Source organism: Microbispora siamensis (assembly GCF_016863095.1).
Taxonomy (GTDB): Bacteria; Actinomycetota; Actinomycetes; order Streptosporangiales; family Streptosporangiaceae; genus Microbispora; species Microbispora siamensis.
Window position 1 is genome coordinate 290,071 of record NZ_BOOF01000001.1, and the last position, 16,873, is coordinate 306,943.

Genomic DNA, 16,873 nt, shown 5'->3' on the forward strand with positions numbered 1-16,873 from the left:
GTGGCCGACGGCGGCGCGGGAGTCCGGTTCAGCGCCCGGCCGCCGACCGCCCTCGTCCGTCGGTGGAAAGCCGGGCCGGGCTCCCGCCACCCTGCCCGTGTGAGCCCGTCAGCCTGCGGTGGAGCGTGAGGACGGCCGCGAGGAGAACGATCGCGCCGATGTCGAACAGGATGCCGGGTGTCGCGCCCGCCCTCACCGCGACGGGCAAGGCCGCCATCAGGCCGAGAAAGACGGACTTGGTGACGATCGCCGTCACCGCCGCCGGAACCCTGACCGCCGGGTGGAACGCGGCCCAGACGAGGGCCGCGCCCAGGGCCCCCTGCAGGATGCCCCGATGCTGGAGCAGCGCCAGTGCCATGGGGTCGGACGGCGGCGAGATGCCGTAGGAGAAGTCCAGCGCCCTTCCCGGGGCGACCAGGGCGAGCGCCGGGAGTGCCGTGACCACTCCCAGGATCACCAGGACCCCCCGAACGGTCCGTTCGATCGTCAGCGCCATGAGAACCCCCGTCGTGGGGCCGGATGGGAGGGACACCGGGCCGCCGGTCCCGGCCCGCCCTTGCTCCGGGCGACCGTTCGCGGCGGTCCTTCTCCGGCCCGAGGCGGCCGGAAGCGATCACCACTCCCTCCACTGTACGAGCCCGCCTGTGAACACGCGGCGGCGAAAACGCCGGGACGGCGGGCCGCTCAGCCGGACTCGCGGGCCTGATCCAGGTAGGCCACCAGGCCGGCCATCCGCTCGGCCGGCCAGGGCAGGCTCCGGCCGATCTCCGCGCTGTTGTCCCGCCACATCCTGCGGGCCGCCGCCCTGGTCCGCTCTCCTTCCGGTCCGTCCGGATGGAACCCGCCCGCCAGCGCGTCCCAGCGGCGTACGAGGTCCCGGGCCCGCTCGTCGTCCGCGGGCACGCCGGTCTCCATGAGCCGCAGCCCCTCCTCGACCAGCCCCGTCCACTCGCGCTTGGCCGCTTCGAGGCCCTCGCCGCCCAGCGCGTCCCTGCGCTCGGCCAGCCGCTCGCGCTGCTCCGCTGTGAAATACGTCTCGAACACCGACATCAACTCCAAGGTGGTCATCAACCGATCCGGATCGGGGCCGGACGAGTCGCCGGTCTGCCGGAGCAGGCCGCGGATCCGCTGACGCAGCACCCCGATCAGCTCCGCGTGCTCGTCGAGCCTGCGCAACTGCGCCGTCAGCAGATCGCGCATCGACCCGGGGTCGTCCGCCGCGCCGTCGAGGACACCCGCGATCTCCTCCAGCGACAGGCCGAGCGCCCGCAGGGCGCGGACCCGGTACAGCCGCCGCAGGTCGTGCTCGGTGTAGCGGCGGTGCCCGGCGGGCGTACGCTCGCTCGCGCTCAGCAGCCCGATCTCGTCGTAGTGGTACAGCGCGCGCACCGTCATCCCGGTCGCCCGTGCCAGCTCGCCGATCGACCATCGCCGCCCGGCGTCGTCTGCCCCGATCACGTGCGAAACGCTACGACCTCTCCCAACGGGAGGTTCAAGCCCCCGGCCGAGCGCGCGATCGGACCCCCTCCCCAGGCGGGGACAGGAACTCGCCTGGCTACACTGCGGCTGCGAGTGGTCAGCGGCTCTCACCCGCGCACGACACGAAAGGCACAGAACACATGGTCGACCGCGACGCCGTCGCCCTCGACGACCCGGTCGGTGAGTCGCTCCGCGGCCATCACGCGCACCTGGCCCGCCGGCTCGGCCGGGCGGCCGGTTACCTGCCGGAAGTCGCGACCTTCTCCACGGTGTCCGCCGACCCGGACCCGGCGGAGTGGGCCGACCTCGCGCGGTTGCTCGGCCGCGGCGAGTTCGCGGACCTGTTCAGCTGCCCGGCGACCCCGCCCGCGGACTGGGAACCGATCTTCACTCTCGACGGCTTCCAGATGATCTGGCCCGCGGGCGGCCGCCCCGGTCCTGCCGAGCCCGGCTCGGACATGGTCGAGCTGGGCGTCGGCGACGTGCCCGAGATGCTCGATCTCACCGCGCGGACCCGGCCGGGACCGTTCTGGCCCCGGACTCTCGAACTCGGCACCTACCTGGGTATCCGCGAGAACGGCGTCCTGGTCGCCATGGCGGGCGAACGCCTCCGCCCGCCCGGATGGACCGAGATCAGCGCCGTCTGCACCGCCCCCGAAGTCCGCGGGCGAGGTCATGCCTCCCGCCTCGTACGCGCACTGATCACCCGTATCACGTCCCGGAACGAGCGCCCGTTCCTCCACGCGGCCGAAGCCAACGTCAACGCGATCGCGCTCTACGAGCGGCTCGGCTTCGTGGTCCGCAAGCGCGTGACGTTCCGCGGGTTCCGTACGCCATGACGGTATCCACCGCCGAAGCCGCCGCCGGAGTCAGCGGGAGTAGTGCTCGACCACGAGCTGCTCGTCCACCGGGACCACGATCTCCTCGCGTTCCGGGCGCCGCAGCAGGGTGAAGCGCAGCCCCCGGTGGTCGACGTCGAGGTAGGGGGCGATCCGCTCGTCCGCGTACGTGCCCTCGGCGGCGGCCACGAACGGCTGCATCCGGACCGACCGGTCCCGTACGGCCACCGCCTGGCCCGGCTTCACCAGGTAGCTCGGGATGTCCACCTTGCGGCCGTCGACCGTGATGTGCCCGTGGTTCACGTACTGCCGGGCGGCGTAGATCGACGGCGCCAGGCCGGCCCGCAGGACAAGTGAGGCGAGCCGGGTCTCCAGCAGCGCCAGCAGTTCCTCCCCCGACCGGCCGGGGCGGCGCACGGCCAGGTCCCAGTAGCGGCGGAGCTGGCGTTCCGACACGTCGTAGTACCAGCGGAGCTTCTGCTTCTCCGGCAGCCGCACTCCGTAGTCGCCGGTGTTGCGGCGGCTGGTCTTGCGACCGTGCTCCCCCGGCGGGTAGGGCCGGGCCTCGAAGTACTTCACCGCCTTGCGGGTCAGCGGAACGCCCGCCCGCCGCGACAGCCGCACCTTCGGTCCCGTGTAGCGCATGACGCCCTCTTTCCAAGTTAGGCAAGCCTTACTAAGGTGAGCCTAACCTACTCTCAAGGAGCTCCCCATGCGCCATCCGGTCACCGCCGTCCCGGTCCCCGAACGCGTACGCACGCTCGCGGCGCTGGCGGCGCCCACGCACGTCTCCGTCGCCGGGTCCGGCGTGCCCGCGTCCGCCGCCCGCGGCGGCGTGGACGGCAGAGGCCGGCCGGTCCTGCTGGTGAAGCGTGGCGAGACCCTGTACGCCGCGCCCGCGGAGACCCTGGTGACGGTCGACCTCACGGCGATCAGGGAGGTCGGCGGGGTCGAGCGGCCCCGCGCCCTGCTGAAGGTGCGAGGGTGGACGCAGCCCGTGCCGGCGGCGGAAACACGCGCCGCCGCGGTCGCCATCGCGGAGGCGTGCCCCGACGAGGACCTGTTCGCGGCCGTCGAGGGCGGCGGACCCGCGCTGCTGCGCGTCGACGTCTGCCACGTGATCTACCTGACCGGCCAGGAGTCCGGCGTCCTCGACGCCGAGAGCTACCTCGCCTCGGCCCCCGACCCGTTGCTCCCCCTGGCCGAACGCATGGTGCGCCACGTCAACGAGTCGCATGCGGCGCAACTGAGGGAGGCGGCGGAGCGGCTGACGGGGGAACCCGCCCAGGAGGTGTGGCTGTGGGAGCTGGACCGCTACGGCGCCACGTTGCGGCCGGGGCCGGGCCACCTGGTCAGGGTCCCCTGGCCGGCGCCGGTCGCGACGCCCGCGGCGCTCGAACGCGCCCTGGCCTGCCTGCTGTCCCAGTGATCTGGGAAACGACGATGAAAGTTGCAGATCCATACGAAATCGTCCGCAGGTCAGAGCCTTGCGGACCGCCTGGGCGTTGACCGTCCGGCATGGCGAGGAACAAGGATGCGGCTCGACCTGCGCCCGGAGAGGGCGACAGCGCGACCGCTCGAAGGAGCTCCCCATGCACGGCTCGCTCACCCGCCGGCGGCGCGCCGGCCTGGCCCTGCTGACATCGGCGGTGCTCGCCGCCGCGTCGGCCCTCGTGGCGGCGACGGCCGTCACCGCGCCCGCCTCGGCCGCGACCTCCGCCACCGTGACGGTGAACACCGGCACGAGCCTCGGCACGATCCCGGTCGCCGGTCACGGCGTCAACGTCGCCGTCTACGACGGCAACATGAACAGTTCCCCCGTCTCGGGTCTGCTACGGGACGCCGGCTTCACCGCCGTCCGCTACCCCGGCGGCTCGTACGGCGACATCTACCACTGGAAGACGCACACCACCGAGGGCGGCTACGTGGCCCCGGGCACCGACTTCGACACCTACGTCAGCACGGTGCGCTCGGCCGGCGCGCAGCCGGTCGTCATCGCCAACTACGGGACGGGCACGGCCCAGGAGGCGGCCGACTGGGTGCGGTACGCCAACGTCACCAAGGGGTACGGCGTCAAATACTGGGAGATCGGCAACGAGGTCTACGGCAACGGCCACTACGGCTCGGGCTGGGAGCAGGACAACCACGCCGACAAGAGCCCGAAGGCGTACGCGAACAACGTCCTGCAGTACATCTCGGCGATGAAGGCCGTGGACTCCTCGATCAAGGTGGGCGTCGTGCTCACCACCCCCGGCGGCTGGCCGGACGGCGTCGTCGGCTCCGGCGACAGCGCGGACTGGAACAACACGGTCATGTCCATCGTGCAGGACAAGGCCGACTTCGTGATCATCCACTGGTATCCGGGCGCCACGTCGGCGGCCGACAGCCTGACGAAGGTCTCGCAGATCGCCCCGATGGTGAGCACGGTCCGCTCCCTGCTCGCGAAATACGCCGGGAGCAGGGCGTCGAGCATCGGCATCGCGGTCACGGAGGCCAACCTCAACTACCAGCTCAACAGCGCGACGACGGCCCTGGGCGCCGCCGACAGCTACCTCACCTGGTTCGAGAACGGGGTGATGAACGTCGACTGGTGGAGCCTCCACAACGGCACCAGCAGCAGCCCGAAGACCAACGACGACGGGACCCCCGACTACAACGACTTCGGCATCCTGTCCTCGGGCAGCTCCGGGGAGCCCCCGGTGAACACGCCGCTGCCGCCCTACTACGGCCTGGCCATGGTCGGCAGGGCCGGATCGCCCGGTGACACCCTGGTCAAGGCGTCCTCGTCCAGCTCGCTGCTCGCCGCGCATGCGGTGAAGACCTCCGGCGGTGTCAACGTCGTGCTCGTCAACAAGGACCTGAACAACTCCACGACGGTCTCGCTGTCCTACTCCGGCTTCTCCCCGGGCGGCGCGGCCACCGTCGTGCAGTGGCGCAAGGGCGCCACCTCGATCAGCACGAGCAGCGCGTCGTCCGCCACCTCGATCACGCTGCCGCCGTACTCCATCACGGTCCTCAAGGCGTCCGGCGGCGGCACCGTCTCCCCCTCGCCGTCCCCCTCGCCGTCCCCCTCGCCGTCCCCCTCGCCGTCCCCCTCGCCGTCGCCGTCGGCCTCCCCCACGCCCGGCGGCTCAGGGTGCTCGGCGACGTACAAGGTGACCAACTCCTGGCCGGGCGGCTTCCAGGCCGATGTGACGGTCACGAACACCCGCACCACCGCGATCTCCGGCTGGACCGTCGGCTGGTCGTACCGGAACGGCCAGACGATCAGTTCCTCGTGGAACGCCACGGTGTCCCAGTCGGGCGCCGCCGTCACCGCGAAGAACGTGAGCTACAACGGCAGCCTGGCCGCCGGAGCCTCCACGTCGTTCGGTTTCACCGGGAACGGCACCGGCGACGTCCCGGCGCCGATCTCCTGCACCACCGGCTGACCCCCGGCCGCGCCCGCCCGTACGCACGAGCGGGCGGGCGCGGCCCCGCCACTACTCTCAGACCCTCTCTGGGGCGGCCACCGGCTCGCGACCCGCACGCGCGCGGTACACCATGTCGATCACCCACGCGGCCAGCGTGAGGGCGCCTGCCATCAGCACCAGTTGCACTCCGTAGTTCGTGGCCTGCGTGGGCGTCAGCCGCAGGCCGATGTGGAAGCCGCCGTGCACGCCCACCGCCATCCACACCGCGCCGCTGCGCATCCGGGCCACCGTGCACGCGAAGCCGAGCGCGGTGGCCATCACGACGTAGAGCAGTTTCTCGATGAGGGTGTCGGCACCGCTCTGGGAGACGATGTGTAAGGCGCCGAACACTCCCGACACGATGATCACCACCGCGCGGGGGGACAGCCGGGCCGACAGGGTGTCGTACACGTGCCCCCGCCACACCAGCTCCTCCGGAAACGCCTGGTTGAGCACCGGAATCGCCAACGCGAGCGGCAGGTACGGGAGCCACGCCGCGGGCCGCCTCCCACCAGGGCACCCAATCGGTCAGGAACAGCGACACCGCATAGACCTTGGCGGTCACCACGGCCATCGCTCCGACGAGCAGGCCCGTCAGCGCCTGCTGCACGGCGGTCCACGACCAGGTCAGCCGCACGCCCGACCAGCCTTGGCGGCCGAGGAACCGGCGGACCGCGTACACCAGGGCGATCGAGACGAGCGTCACGGACAGGGCGCTCAGCGTCTGGACGAGGATGCCGTGATCGTCGGTCAGCAGCGCCACGAGCAGCGGGCCGCTGAACGCCTGGACGAACATCACGACGACGGCGATGAGGACGGCCCAGACGGGCGTGGTGGCTCTCATGGGTAAGACGCTAGGTTCGGCCTGCTCACCGCACATCGAGCGGCGGATAGACGCGGGCATGACCGCGGTCATGGTTCCGATGGGCGATTGCGCCCGGTCCGAATCGCTCTAGGGTCGAGGCATGGCGCGTTTCGACTGGCTTCGCGACGCCGACCGGCCGTTCCTGTTCAACCTCGTGTTCTGGGCGATGACGGCCATCCTGACCGCCGGCCTCGCGCAGGGCTTCGTGACCGGCGTGGTCAGCCCGCTGCAGTGCGTGCTCTTCGGCGCGGACCTGGTGCTGCTCGCGGCGCTCTGGCTGGCCCTGCCCTGGAGCCGGGCGCGGGGCCGCCTCTGGGTGGCCCCGCTGTTCCTCGCGGCGACGATCCTGCTGGGGATGACCGGTTCCCGGGAGACCCACCTGCCGCTGATCCTCATCGCGGTGGCCAACCTCGCGTTCCTGTACGGCATGCGCGTCGCGACGGCCATCCTGTCCTGTGTCGTGGTCGGTTCCGTGTTCGTGCCGCCGCTTCTCGGGTCGACGATCGCCGACGGCATCGTCCAGGCCACCGTGATGGCGGTGTTCTCCGCGTTCGTCCTGGGCATGGCGGCGTCCACGCTGGAGGCGCGGCGCAGGCGGGAGGAGGCCCAGGGCCTGCTGGAGCGGATCAGGGAGCTGGCCGTGGCCGAGGAGCGGGCGCGGATGGCGGCGGAGATGCACGACTCGATCGGCCACCACCTGACCGTCATCAAGATGGGCCTGGAGAACGCCGAGCGGTTCCGCGAGCGCCGCCCCGAGGCCGCCTGGGCGGAGGTCCGCCAGGCCAAGGAGCTCACCGTGGAGGCGCTGGCCGACGCCCGGCGCTGGGTGCGCGCGCTGCGTCCGCTCGCGCTCGACGGCCGCGTCGGCAGCGCCGCGCTCGAACGGCTCGCGGCGTCGTTCGACGGCACCGGCATCACCGTGAGCTTCGAGGTGCGGGGCGAGGAGCGGCGCCTGGAGGCCGACACCGAGCTCGTCCTTTACCGAGTGCTGCAGGAGGGGCTCACCAACGCGCTGCGGCACGCGAAGGCGGAGCACGTGCACGGCACGCTCACGTTCGGCGACGACCAGGTGGCGCTCGTGGTCAGGGACGACGGAACGGGCAGGGACGACCGGGCGCGCGGCGGCTTCGGGCTGACGTCGCTGGCAGATCGGGCCAGGGCGCTCGGCGGCACGCTGGCCGGCGGCAACAGGCCGGGCGGCGGGTTCGAGTTGCGCGCCGAGCTGCCGCTGGGGGTGCGGGCATGAGGCCGGTCAGGGTCGTGCTGGTGGACGACCAGGCGCTGCTGCGCCAGGGGCTGCGCAAGCTGCTGGAGGTCGAGGACGGCATCGAGGTCGTCGGCGAGGCGGCCGACGGCTACGAGGCGCTGCGGGTGATCGGCGAGCGCCGTCCGCACGTGGCGCTCGTGGACATGCGCATGCCGGGCATGAACGGCGTGGAGCTGATCGTCCGCCTGGCCGCCGAGCATCCGGAGGTGGCGGTCGTCGTGCTCAGCACGTTCGACGAGGACGAGTTCATCTTCGGCGCGCTGCGCGGCGGCGCGACCGGCTACCTGCTGAAGGACTGCTCGCCGGAGGACCTGGTCGCGGCCGTCCACCGGGTGAGCCGCGGGGAGACCGTGCTGGGCAGCCCGGTCGCGGCCCGCCTGGTCGCCGAGCTGCGGCACCTGCCGGTGAGCCCGGTCGCCTTCCGCGGGCAGGAGCTGCTGTCGGCTCGCGAGGTGGAGGTGGCGCGGATGGTCGCCGCCGGGGCCGCCAACAGGGAGATCGCGGCGCGCCTGTTCATCACCGAGGGCACGGTCAAGAACCACGTGTCCAGCGTGCTGCGCAAGCTGGGCCTGCGCGACCGCATCCAGCTCGCCCTGCATCTGCGTCCCTGAACCGCGTCCTCCGACCGCGTCTTGAGAAACCGGCGGCTCCCGCGAACGGGAGCCGCCGGGAACGGGTCACCAGGAGGCGGGCTTGCCCTTCTGGAACAGCCACACGTCGAAGAACGCCTTCAGGTCCATGCCCGAGACCTTCTCCGCCGCCCGGATGAAGTCGGCGGTGCCCGCGTTGCCGTACCGGTGCTGAGCCGCCCAGTCCTTGATCAGCGTGAAGAAGGCGGCGTCGCCGATCTTGCCGCGCAGCGCGTGCAGCGTCATCGCGCCGCGGTTGTACGGCACGTTGCCGAACATGTCCTCGGGGCCGGGGTCGGCCGTGACGATCTGCCAGAACGACGAGGTCGCCGCCCGGCCGTAGTTGCCGGCGCTGTTGAACGTCTGCTGCGCGGTGGCGCCCCCGGTGTGCTCGGTCCACAGCCAGGTCGCGTACGTCGCGAAGCCCTCGTTCAGCCAGATGTCGGACCACTTGCCGACGCTCACGCTGTCGCCGTACCACTGGTGCGCGAGCTCGTGCGCCATCGTGCCGACGCCGGGCGCGCTGGAGAAGATCGGCTTGGTCTGGCTCTCCAGGGCGTAGCCGACGTTCGGCGCGCGGTCGATGATGGCGCCCGCCTGGTTGAAGGGGTACGGCCCGAAGATCGAGGAGAAGTAGTCCAGGATGTCGGGGATCCGGGCGACGGCCGCGGCCGACTGGGTCACCAGGCGGGGGTCCACCGCCGTGTAGACCGGGATGCCTCCGGGAGTGGTCGTCTCGTTGACGACGAAGTTCCCCAGGGTCACCGTGGCGAGGTAGGTCGCCATCGGCTCGGCCGAGTCCCAGACGAACGTCGTCGTGCCGTCCGCGGTCGTCCTGGACACCAGGCGGCCGTTGCCGACCACCGTGACGCCCTCCGGGACCGTCGCGCGGAAGGTGAACGTCGCCTTGTCCGCCGGGCTGTCGTTGGCCGGCAGCCACGCCGGGGCGCCCTGCGGCTCGCCCGGCACGAAGGCGCCGTCGTCCGTCGGCACCCAGCCCTCGATCGAGCCGTCGGGGTCGGTGACGACCGGCGGCGTCCCCGCGTACGTCACCGTGACCGTGAAGGTCTCCCCGGTCTTGAGCTTCGGCCGCGGGGTGACGACGAGCTCCTGCCCGTCCCGCCGGTAGGCGGCCGGGTGCTTGCCGACCTTCAGCGACGTGATCTGCGGGCCGCGGAAGTCCAGGTCGAACTGGTCGAGATCCTGGGTGGCGACCGCGGTGATCACCGTGGTGGCGTCCATGACCTTGGTGGCGGGGTCGTAGGAGAACGTGACGTCGTAGTGCCGCACGTCGTAGCCGCCGTTGCCCTGGTCGGGGAAGTACGGGTCGCCGAGCGAGGGGGCGCCCGCGGAGTAGCGCGGCTCCCCGGGGTCCCCGGGAGCCGCGAGAGCCGTGGTCGCCTGGGTCGCGGTGAGCAGCGCGGCCGCGAGGGCCGCGCCGCCGAGCCGCGCCGCCCGACGCGAACGGGACGATGTCATGAGAGTCCTTTCAAGGGACCGGGCGGCCGGGGCCGGCCGCCCGATCCGGTTCTTCGCGTGAGATCAGGCGACGACGGAGCGGAGCGGGATGCCCGCCGCGCCGAGGTCGCGGACCAGGTCGCGGACGAACGGGTGCTCGTCGGCGGACAGTCCGTCGGGGTTCGGGATCGTGATGTAGGACGAGCCGTCCGCGGACGCGGTCAGCGCCGTGTCCGTGTAGCGCTCGACCACCGCCTGCGCCCGCGCGAGGTCGGCGTCGGCCACCTGGATGACGATCGGCCGCCACTCCCCGCCGAGGTTCGGCGGCTCCTCCGCCGTCGCCGCGGCGCTGCGCAGGGACTCCGTCTCCGGCCGTGCCGAAGCGATGCGCTGCTTCGCCTGGGACGCGGCACCGCCCGCCGGGTACAGCAGCGCGTTGGCGAGGAGGTGGATGCCGTTCTCGTTGTACGCCCTGAACAGCGGGTTGTACGCGAACAGCACGGCGTGTCCCGCCCCGGTCGGCTCGTCGACGAGAGAGGCCGTGCCCTTGAGCGCCTCGGCGCCCACCGTGTAGCCGTTGGACCAGAACGTGTCATCCGAGGGGTAGGTGAGCACGTTCACCCCGGTCTGGCTGGGGTTGAGGATCGGGTCGCCGTTGTTGAACTGGAAGTCCTCCGCCGGCCGGCCGAGCGACACCGGGCTGCCCTGGGCCACGTCCACCCGGAAGTGCGAGCCGATGACCTGGTAGCCGGTCGGCTTGGCCTTCTCGGTCGTGGAGGTCAGGCCCGCGGACCTGGCGACCCGGGTGCCCTCGTTGCGCAGCCCGACGTACGTGCCGCCCGCGGCCACCCACTGCCTGAGGTTGGCCAGGCCCTGCGCGGTCAGCCCGCCGTTCGCGCTGCTGCCGTCCGGGACGAGCAGGACGGTCCGCTCGGTGAAGGCCGGGGTGTTCCCGTTGATGTCGGCCGTGGTCACCGGCGTGACTCCGAGGCCCCAGCGGTCGCCCAGCACGTAGCGGGCCTCGCCGTACGAGCCGGAGGTGGTGGAGACGCCCGTGCCGGCGAACAGGCCGACGTCGGGCGTGCGCAGCGCGGCGCCGGAGGCAGGGGCGGCGGCGCCCTCGACCGTCACGCCGAGCGAGCGGGCCAGCTTGTCCAGCTCGCCGCGGTTCGTCGCCGTGGCGGGCAGGCTGACGACACCGGTCCGGTCGTCACGCGTGAGCGGCACGCCCGCGCCGAGCAGCCGGAAGGTCAGCTCGGACGCGGCGGCCGAGTCCATCGGGTAGGAGTACGACCCGCCCCGGGGCGCGGCGGAGGCCACGCCGCCGTCGATGTCCCTGACGAGGTCGGCCTTCGGCGACAGCACGTCGCCGGTGGAGATGGTGTTCACGCCGGAGAGCAGCGGGTTGCTCCACGAGGAGACGTCGTAGAAATAGGGGAACGGGACGTACGGGTCCTCCCCCATGACCGCCTGGATCCAGTGCTTCTGCGGCTGGTCCATCGGGATCCAGTAGGCCCCCTCGGGGACCGTCACGTCACTGGCCGTCCGGCCGCCGAAGACCCGCGCGGAGGGCACCTTCACGGGCTTGCTCACCCGGTAGACCTCGACGTCCATGCGGCGCAGCCGCTCGACCAGCCGGCGCACGTCGCCGAGCTGCCGGTCGGGCAGCAGGAAGTACGACCGGATGGTGATGCCGGGCACCGGGAACCGGACCGTGTTGGTCGGCTGGACGACCTCGTTCGGCTCCAGGGTGCCGGCGGCCCCCTCGGCGAGCGCGGTCCGCCAGATCGAGTAGTAGCCGTTCAGGACCTCGCGCCGGTTGTCGGCGGCCCAGCCCGTCGTCGCCCACTGGGTGTTGAACTGCTGCTGCACCCGGTCCTCGACGGCCGACGAACTGCCCTTCTCGAACGTCATCCCGGCGGCGCCGAAGCCCGCGGCCGGGACGCTGTCGCCGTAGCCCATGTAGAACAGGTCGTACGTCGCGTAGTTGAAGTAGCACTCGGTGGTGACCGCGCCGCCGCAGGCGCCGTTGTAGCCGAAGCCCGCCGCGTTCGCCGCGCCGATGCGGTTGATCCAGTTCACCGGCTGGTCGGCGATCTCGTGGTGGATCGGGTCGGCGTTGGGCGGGAAGAAGTACTGCCGCCCGCCCATCTCGTGCGCGTCGACGAAGACCTGCGGCGGGTACTGACGCAGCATCTCGATCTTGCCGTCGGTCTCCGGCTGCGTGCGGGCGAACCAGTCCCGGTTGAGGTCGAAGCCGTACTCGTTCTGCCTGCGGCTCGCGTCGCGGCCGTCCGGGTTCTGGGTCGGCACGATGATCGTGACCAGGTTGTCGTTGCGCTTGGCCACGTCGCAGGACAGGCCGCTCGCCAGCTCGTACAAGGTCTTGAGCGCGGCGTCGGCGCCGCTCTTCTCACCGCCGTGCACGTTTCCGGCGATCCAGACGATGGCGGGCGAGTCGTCGGCGATGCGCGCCGCCTTGTCCGCCCGCAGCGACCTCGGGTCGCGCAGCGAACGGATCTGGTCCGCGATCTTCTTGAGCTGCCCCGGGACCATGTTGTGGGAGTTCGACACGATGGCGTACGGCAGGTCCTGGCCGGTCACGCTGTGCGCCACGGTGCCCGTGACCACACGGTCCGAGGCGCCGCCCACCGCTTCCACGTACTTCTTGATCTCTTCGGTCGTGAGCACCCGGGGCTGTCCCTTGCCCAGGGGGAAGCCGAAGAACTGCTCGGGAGCCGGGACCTTGCCCAGGTGGGCGTTCGGGTCGGTGCTGCACCGTTCGGGCGCCTTACGCGCGTCGGCCGGGTCGGCCTGCGCGGGGGACGCGGGCGTCAGCGTGAGCGCGGCCGACACCAGGACCGCGACGCCGAGCGCCATGCCGTAGGGGGATCTTCCGCACAACGTCGTGCGTAACCGCATCTCGCCTCCAGGCGGGGGGACGGGGGGATGTCTCGGGGGAGCACCCGTCCGGGAAACGACAAAGTCACTGCGGACAGTATTAGAAGGGAATAAACCGGACAAGACGCCGCGAAATATAACCGCATGCGGATGGAAACTGTGAGCAATGGCGTTTCCGCATGTCAATGTGGCATCTTCTGACCGAATCGTCCTTTTATAACGTCCGATAACAACTGGGCATCGGGTTCGCCCGCTTCGGCCGGTGGTCACGGCCCGCCTGCGCCCCCAGGCTGTCGGTTACGACGATCCGCCGGCCGCCGTGCCCGCTATCACGGAGATCCAAGCGAGGGCAGGAATCAGGTTGTCGCTGTCTGTGTCGGCCAACTCCTGGGCCGCCCTGTCGACAAGGGCGTCGTTCCCCTCGGCCAAACCGCGCAGGCAGCCGGCGGCCGCCTTCTTCATCCGGCCGACGGTCTTGGCCCACAGGTCCTGACCCTGCGGATCCGGCACCCGGAAGTAGGCGCCGGCCTGCCGGGTCAGCCGGTCAACGGTGGCGCACACAGTGCGGAAATGGGCGTAATCGGACGGATGAGAGCGGGCAGCCGACCGGGCATCGCGGAGGCGGAAGTGAACATCCACGAAGCCGTCCACCAGCTCCAGGCCACCGTGGAGAAGCCATGACTGCGCCTGCAGCCTCCGCATCTGCGGTGACGGATTCGGCCGGTCGGTGCGGGCGAGGGCCTCGATCGCGGTGCTCCCCCGCCTCGGCGGCCGCTGCTCCGCGGGCGCGGCCGACGGTGCCACGAAGACCGCGGCGGTGAATCCCAAAGTGATCACTGTGAGCGCGGCGACAACGGCACGGAGACCACGGCGAGAACTCGCGGGCACCGGGACCGCGCCGGGCGATTCCCGCCGGCGCCGCGACGGCACGGCGGCGAGCGGGATGACCGCGATCATCGCGATCATCATCGCGGCGACCGACGCGTAGAGCAGTACGCCGGAGAAGGTGTCCCAGGCCGCGCCGGGCCGCCACGCGCAGGACTCCGCCAGCGTGCTCAGCGGCGGAACGCATCCGTCCGTCGCCAGGAGCAGGAACACCCCGGCGCCACCGATCACCATGGCTGCGCCGGCGCTGACAAGCGCGACGAGGAGCCGGTAGCGACGGGCCAGCACGGCTGCGACGACCGCACTGACCGCGGCGGCGGCCACAACGACCAGTGCGCACCACGCCGCGTAGACGAGGACGAATTCGTCGTCCGTGCGCCGCGCCTCCCGCCCCGAGTGCATGGACGCCATGACGACCGCGAACGCCCCCCAGCACACCACGCCGCCGAGCGCGGAGACGAGCAGTGGTCCCCGCAGGCCGGGAACGTCCTGCCTGATCGAGTCCGGCGCCTTCGCGCCGCCCAAAGCCCTGCTCACCCAGCCCGGGATGCTCCTGTCCGGGCCGGCCCCCCAGGCGAGGAGCGGGACCAGCCACAGCGCCTGCACGGCCCACACGGCGAACGGAGTGGTGGCGACGGTGCTGAGCAGAGCCACCGGCACGGCGAGCGCCACCAGGACACCGGAATGGTGGCCGGTGGAACCGGGGGCAAGCACTTCCATCCAGGCGCTGGAGGAGAACGGCCAGCCGTTCGCCACGGCGTGGTCGTAGCTCTTCCACCAGGAGAGCAGCGTGAAGAAGAGCAGCCAGGTCGCCGGCAGGATCAGCAGCATTCCAATCCACAGCGGACCCCACCGCCATGCCCTGATCCAAATCCGCGCGCATTGGGCGGTCCACCATGTCACCAGAGCCGCAGCGAGGACGATGAGCAGCAGGGCCTCGATGTGAGACGGGGTCCACTTGTTGACGGCCAGGCGGTTCGTGGTCAGCTCACCCACGGCCAGGCCTGCCCCCAGCCACAGTCCCGCCCCCAGCCCGGTGGGGACCCGGCGGGAGGTGAGAACGGCATGGGTGGCCGACCGCCACACGGCAACACCCATGACGGCGGTCAGGACGGCCGCCGCCAGCGGCACCGTCGCGCCGTCGGCCCACCCACTGATCCATCCGGAGATGTTCGCGGTGACGAGTTGATGGATGAGGAGCCACGTGGCGGCCCCGGTGAGGAAGAACGGCAGTGCCTGCAGGCCGAACAACGCGGCCGGGTCGGTAAGGGACCGAAGGCGCAGGTCCCAGCGCGGATGGGTGCTCCATAGCTGGGCGAACTTCGCGAGTTTCCGGGTGCGTCCGCTTCGGACCGCCGCGGCCCTGCGTCTCCATGCCTCGGTGTCGCCTCCCCAGGCCAGCGCGTCCAGGTCCGCGTAGATCTCGCGGCTGCGCAGGACGTCCGCTCGCGCCAGGTGGATCAGCGCCACCATCAAAACCGTCAACAGCAGGTTCCGCGTGCTCACCGGAAGCTCCCCCACCCGGTATTCGGGTGGCGTCCCGAGCACGCCCATCACCGTTTTGACCAGGTAGAGCGGCATCACCACGACGATGAACACCCGCCAGAGAGCGACGGTGGCATACGTGATGACCACGTCGCCGTTGCGGATGTGGGCGAGTTCGTGAAGCACGACGGTGCGGAAACCCTGCGGATCGGTTGACCGGCTGACGACGAGTCCGTCGTTCAGGCGCACCGTGTAGCGGCCCGGCCGGCCGAAGGTTACCGCGTTCGCCCCCGCTTCGCCGCGAGCGACGACGAAGCGCGGGGCACGGGCCAGCCCGGCTGTCGCGACGAGGCCCTCCAGTTCGGAGCGCAGGTCGCCCCGGCCGTCCACCGTCTCGACGGGAGCGACCCGGCTGGAGCGCCCCTTCCAGGCCGGCAGTCCCCAGAACAGCACCGCGGAGGCGGTCAGGAATAAGAGCGCCCAGAGAAGGCGCCACCACCACGGCACGTCCGAGCCGTAGCGGGCAAAGCACGCCGCCAGGGCGTCCCGCTGGTCGAGGAGGGCAGCCACGTTGGGGAAGAACTCGCCGTCGACGGTGTCCAGCCCCGCCGCGTACGGGCACGTGCCGGCGCGCCCGGATCCCTCGACGTCGGACATCATCCCGAGCCCGCTGCTCAAGATCAGAATGAGCAGCAGCACGAAGCGCATCGTCGTCCCCGCGCTCAATACACGCTGGTCCACCCGCGGAACGGGGGACGCGGTGACCGCGGGGCCGCCCGGAAGGTCAGGCATGCGGAGCCGGGAGGCCGCCGGTCCCGTCGTCCTCAGCTTGTCCGGCCTCGCCTCCCGCAGGGGACGGAGGCTGATCCAGATCGCGCAGCGCCGAGTGCACCACCACCGCGTCCGCGATTCGTTCCGCCGCCGGCAGGTCCAGACCGTGGCGCATGCCTACCTCGAGCACCCTACGTCGCAGGTCGGCCAGTTGCTCAGGGGTCAGCGGGGGCAGCGTCAAGGGCTCTTTCGGCCGGTGGAGGATCCTGCGAAGTCCGGCCCTCCCTCTCCTGACCGCGCCGTCGACCGCCGCGTCCGCGGCACGGCGTGCCGTCTCCTCCAGTGCCAGCCACACGATGGGCGTCAGCAGTGTGACGATGTCTCCCAGGCCGAACCCGAGAGGTTCATCCGACCGGTCTCCTCGTTTCAGCCGTCGCAATATGGTTTTGTCGTCGAATCGGCAGAGCCCATCGAGATAGGGCAGCTCCTCAGGAGCTACGTCGGTTATTACATATCGGACGATGTCCCGTAACTGATAACGGCCTGCCGTATTCACCCGCCCTGTCCCCATGTCATCAGTCATGTCACCATCGTATGACCCGCGCAGACGCCGCCGGGGAACACGATGACACCGATATTCAGAAGAGACGGAAATCGTTTTTACCCGTCCCGGCTGCGAGCGCCCAGCGGAGCTGTCCGGCCGCCGCCATCCCTTCTCGGCTCACTCCGGCATGACAATTCGGGACGGTACGAGCGACCCCGCGCGTGGCAGCACGAATCCGGCGAGCAACGCCCCACCCGCTGCCGGGAAAGCCCGGGCCAGCATCCTTACGAGAGACGTC

General features: G+C 71.1%; 14 protein-coding genes. 6 read left to right on the forward strand and 8 right to left on the reverse strand.

Annotation, left to right across the window (positions count from 1 at the left end):
- Nucleotides 1-28: 28 nt before the first annotated feature.
- Nucleotides 29-496, reverse strand: coding sequence for a hypothetical protein (locus tag Msi02_RS01295; RefSeq protein WP_204046671.1), 468 nt, complete (start codon nucleotides 494-496; stop codon nucleotides 29-31).
- A gap of 188 nt (nucleotides 497-684) precedes the next feature.
- Nucleotides 685-1,458, reverse strand: coding sequence for a MerR family transcriptional regulator (locus tag Msi02_RS01300; RefSeq protein WP_204046672.1), 774 nt, complete (start codon nucleotides 1,456-1,458; stop codon nucleotides 685-687).
- A 161-nt stretch (nucleotides 1,459-1,619) separates the two neighbouring features.
- Between Msi02_RS01300 and Msi02_RS01305 the strand changes: the two genes are divergently transcribed.
- A complete protein-coding gene (locus Msi02_RS01305; RefSeq protein ID WP_204046673.1) occupies nucleotides 1,620-2,318 on the forward strand; it encodes a GNAT family N-acetyltransferase in 699 nt (232 codons plus the stop codon).
- Nucleotides 2,319-2,348: 30 nt separating this feature from the next.
- On the opposite strand, the gene rpsD is transcribed toward Msi02_RS01305, so the two are convergent.
- Nucleotides 2,349-2,963: a 30S ribosomal protein S4 gene (gene rpsD, locus Msi02_RS01310; protein ID WP_204046674.1), complete on the reverse strand. Its 615-nt coding sequence runs from the start codon at nucleotides 2,961-2,963 to the stop codon at nucleotides 2,349-2,351.
- 67 nt (nucleotides 2,964-3,030) lie between these two features.
- On the opposite strand from rpsD, the gene Msi02_RS01315 reads away from it, so the two are divergent.
- Nucleotides 3,031-3,747, forward strand: coding sequence for a DUF2470 domain-containing protein (locus tag Msi02_RS01315; RefSeq protein WP_204046675.1), 717 nt, complete (start codon nucleotides 3,031-3,033; stop codon nucleotides 3,745-3,747).
- Nucleotides 3,748-3,910: 163 nt separating this feature from the next.
- Entirely contained in the window at nucleotides 3,911-5,749 is a 1,839-nt protein-coding gene (locus Msi02_RS44740; protein ID WP_239108004.1) for a cellulose binding domain-containing protein, read from the forward strand.
- A 57-nt stretch (nucleotides 5,750-5,806) separates the two neighbouring features.
- Here Msi02_RS44740 and Msi02_RS01325 read toward each other — a convergent pair whose 3' ends face one another.
- Nucleotides 5,807-6,238 (reverse strand): CPBP family intramembrane glutamic endopeptidase, encoded by a 432-nt coding sequence (locus tag Msi02_RS01325; RefSeq protein ID WP_204046676.1) that lies wholly within the window; start codon nucleotides 6,236-6,238, stop codon nucleotides 5,807-5,809.
- 86 nt (nucleotides 6,239-6,324) lie between these two features.
- Here Msi02_RS01325 and Msi02_RS01330 point away from each other — a divergent pair, with 86 nt between their 5' ends.
- From Msi02_RS01330 to Msi02_RS01340, 3 genes are all read left to right on the forward strand, one after another.
- Complete coding sequence (locus Msi02_RS01330) at nucleotides 6,325-6,513, forward strand: hypothetical protein (RefSeq protein ID WP_204046677.1); 189 nt, start codon at nucleotides 6,325-6,327, stop codon at nucleotides 6,511-6,513.
- 222 nt (nucleotides 6,514-6,735) lie between these two features.
- Entirely contained in the window at nucleotides 6,736-7,881 is a 1,146-nt protein-coding gene (locus Msi02_RS01335) for a sensor histidine kinase (RefSeq protein ID WP_204046678.1), read from the forward strand.
- A complete protein-coding gene (locus Msi02_RS01340; protein ID WP_204046679.1) occupies nucleotides 7,878-8,513 on the forward strand; it encodes a response regulator in 636 nt (211 codons plus the stop codon). Before Msi02_RS01335 ends, Msi02_RS01340 begins: the two co-directional genes overlap by 4 nt.
- Nucleotides 8,514-8,579: 66 nt before the next feature.
- On the opposite strand, the gene Msi02_RS01345 is transcribed toward Msi02_RS01340, so the two are convergent.
- The 4 genes from Msi02_RS01345 to Msi02_RS01360 form a co-directional block, all read right to left on the reverse strand.
- Nucleotides 8,580-10,010 carry a M1 family metallopeptidase gene (locus Msi02_RS01345; protein WP_204046680.1) on the reverse strand — a complete coding sequence of 477 codons (1,431 nt, stop codon included), beginning with the start codon at nucleotides 10,008-10,010 and terminating at the stop codon, nucleotides 8,580-8,582.
- 63 nt (nucleotides 10,011-10,073) lie between these two features.
- Nucleotides 10,074-12,911, reverse strand: coding sequence for a M14 family zinc carboxypeptidase (locus tag Msi02_RS01350; protein ID WP_204046681.1), 2,838 nt, complete (start codon nucleotides 12,909-12,911; stop codon nucleotides 10,074-10,076).
- Nucleotides 12,912-13,187: 276 nt separating this feature from the next.
- Nucleotides 13,188-16,052: a M48 family metalloprotease gene (locus tag Msi02_RS01355; RefSeq protein WP_204046682.1), complete on the reverse strand. Its 2,865-nt coding sequence runs from the start codon at nucleotides 16,050-16,052 to the stop codon at nucleotides 13,188-13,190.
- The gene (locus Msi02_RS01360; RefSeq protein ID WP_204046683.1) at nucleotides 16,045-16,614 is read right to left on the reverse strand and encodes a hypothetical protein; all 570 of its coding nucleotides are present in this window, start codon (nucleotides 16,612-16,614) and stop codon (nucleotides 16,045-16,047) included. The genes Msi02_RS01355 and Msi02_RS01360 overlap by 8 nt, the downstream gene beginning before the upstream one ends.
- Nucleotides 16,615-16,873: the final 259 nt, after the last annotated feature.

Excerpts from the sequence above, each read along its gene's own strand:
- Msi02_RS01295 (WP_204046671.1), bottom strand. The coding sequence starts at position 496 with ATGGCGCTGACGATCGAACGGACCGTTCGGGGGGTCCTGGTGATCCTG.
- Msi02_RS01305 (WP_204046673.1), top strand. The coding sequence starts at position 1,620 with ATGGTCGACCGCGACGCCGTCGCCCTCGACGACCCGGTCGGTGAGTCG.
- rpsD (WP_204046674.1), bottom strand. The coding sequence starts at position 2,963 with ATGCGCTACACGGGACCGAAGGTGCGGCTGTCGCGGCGGGCGGGCGTT.
- Msi02_RS01315 (WP_204046675.1), top strand. The coding sequence starts at position 3,031 with ATGCGCCATCCGGTCACCGCCGTCCCGGTCCCCGAACGCGTACGCACG.
- Msi02_RS44740 (WP_239108004.1), top strand. The coding sequence starts at position 3,911 with ATGCACGGCTCGCTCACCCGCCGGCGGCGCGCCGGCCTGGCCCTGCTG.
- Msi02_RS01335 (WP_204046678.1), top strand. The coding sequence starts at position 6,736 with ATGGCGCGTTTCGACTGGCTTCGCGACGCCGACCGGCCGTTCCTGTTC.
- Msi02_RS01340 (WP_204046679.1), top strand. The coding sequence starts at position 7,878 with ATGAGGCCGGTCAGGGTCGTGCTGGTGGACGACCAGGCGCTGCTGCGC.
- Msi02_RS01345 (WP_204046680.1), bottom strand. The coding sequence starts at position 10,010 with ATGACATCGTCCCGTTCGCGTCGGGCGGCGCGGCTCGGCGGCGCGGCC.
- Msi02_RS01350 (WP_204046681.1), bottom strand. The coding sequence starts at position 12,911 with ATGCGGTTACGCACGACGTTGTGCGGAAGATCCCCCTACGGCATGGCG.
- Msi02_RS01355 (WP_204046682.1), bottom strand. The coding sequence starts at position 16,052 with ATGCCTGACCTTCCGGGCGGCCCCGCGGTCACCGCGTCCCCCGTTCCG.
- Msi02_RS01360 (WP_204046683.1), bottom strand. The coding sequence starts at position 16,614 with ATGACTGATGACATGGGGACAGGGCGGGTGAATACGGCAGGCCGTTAT.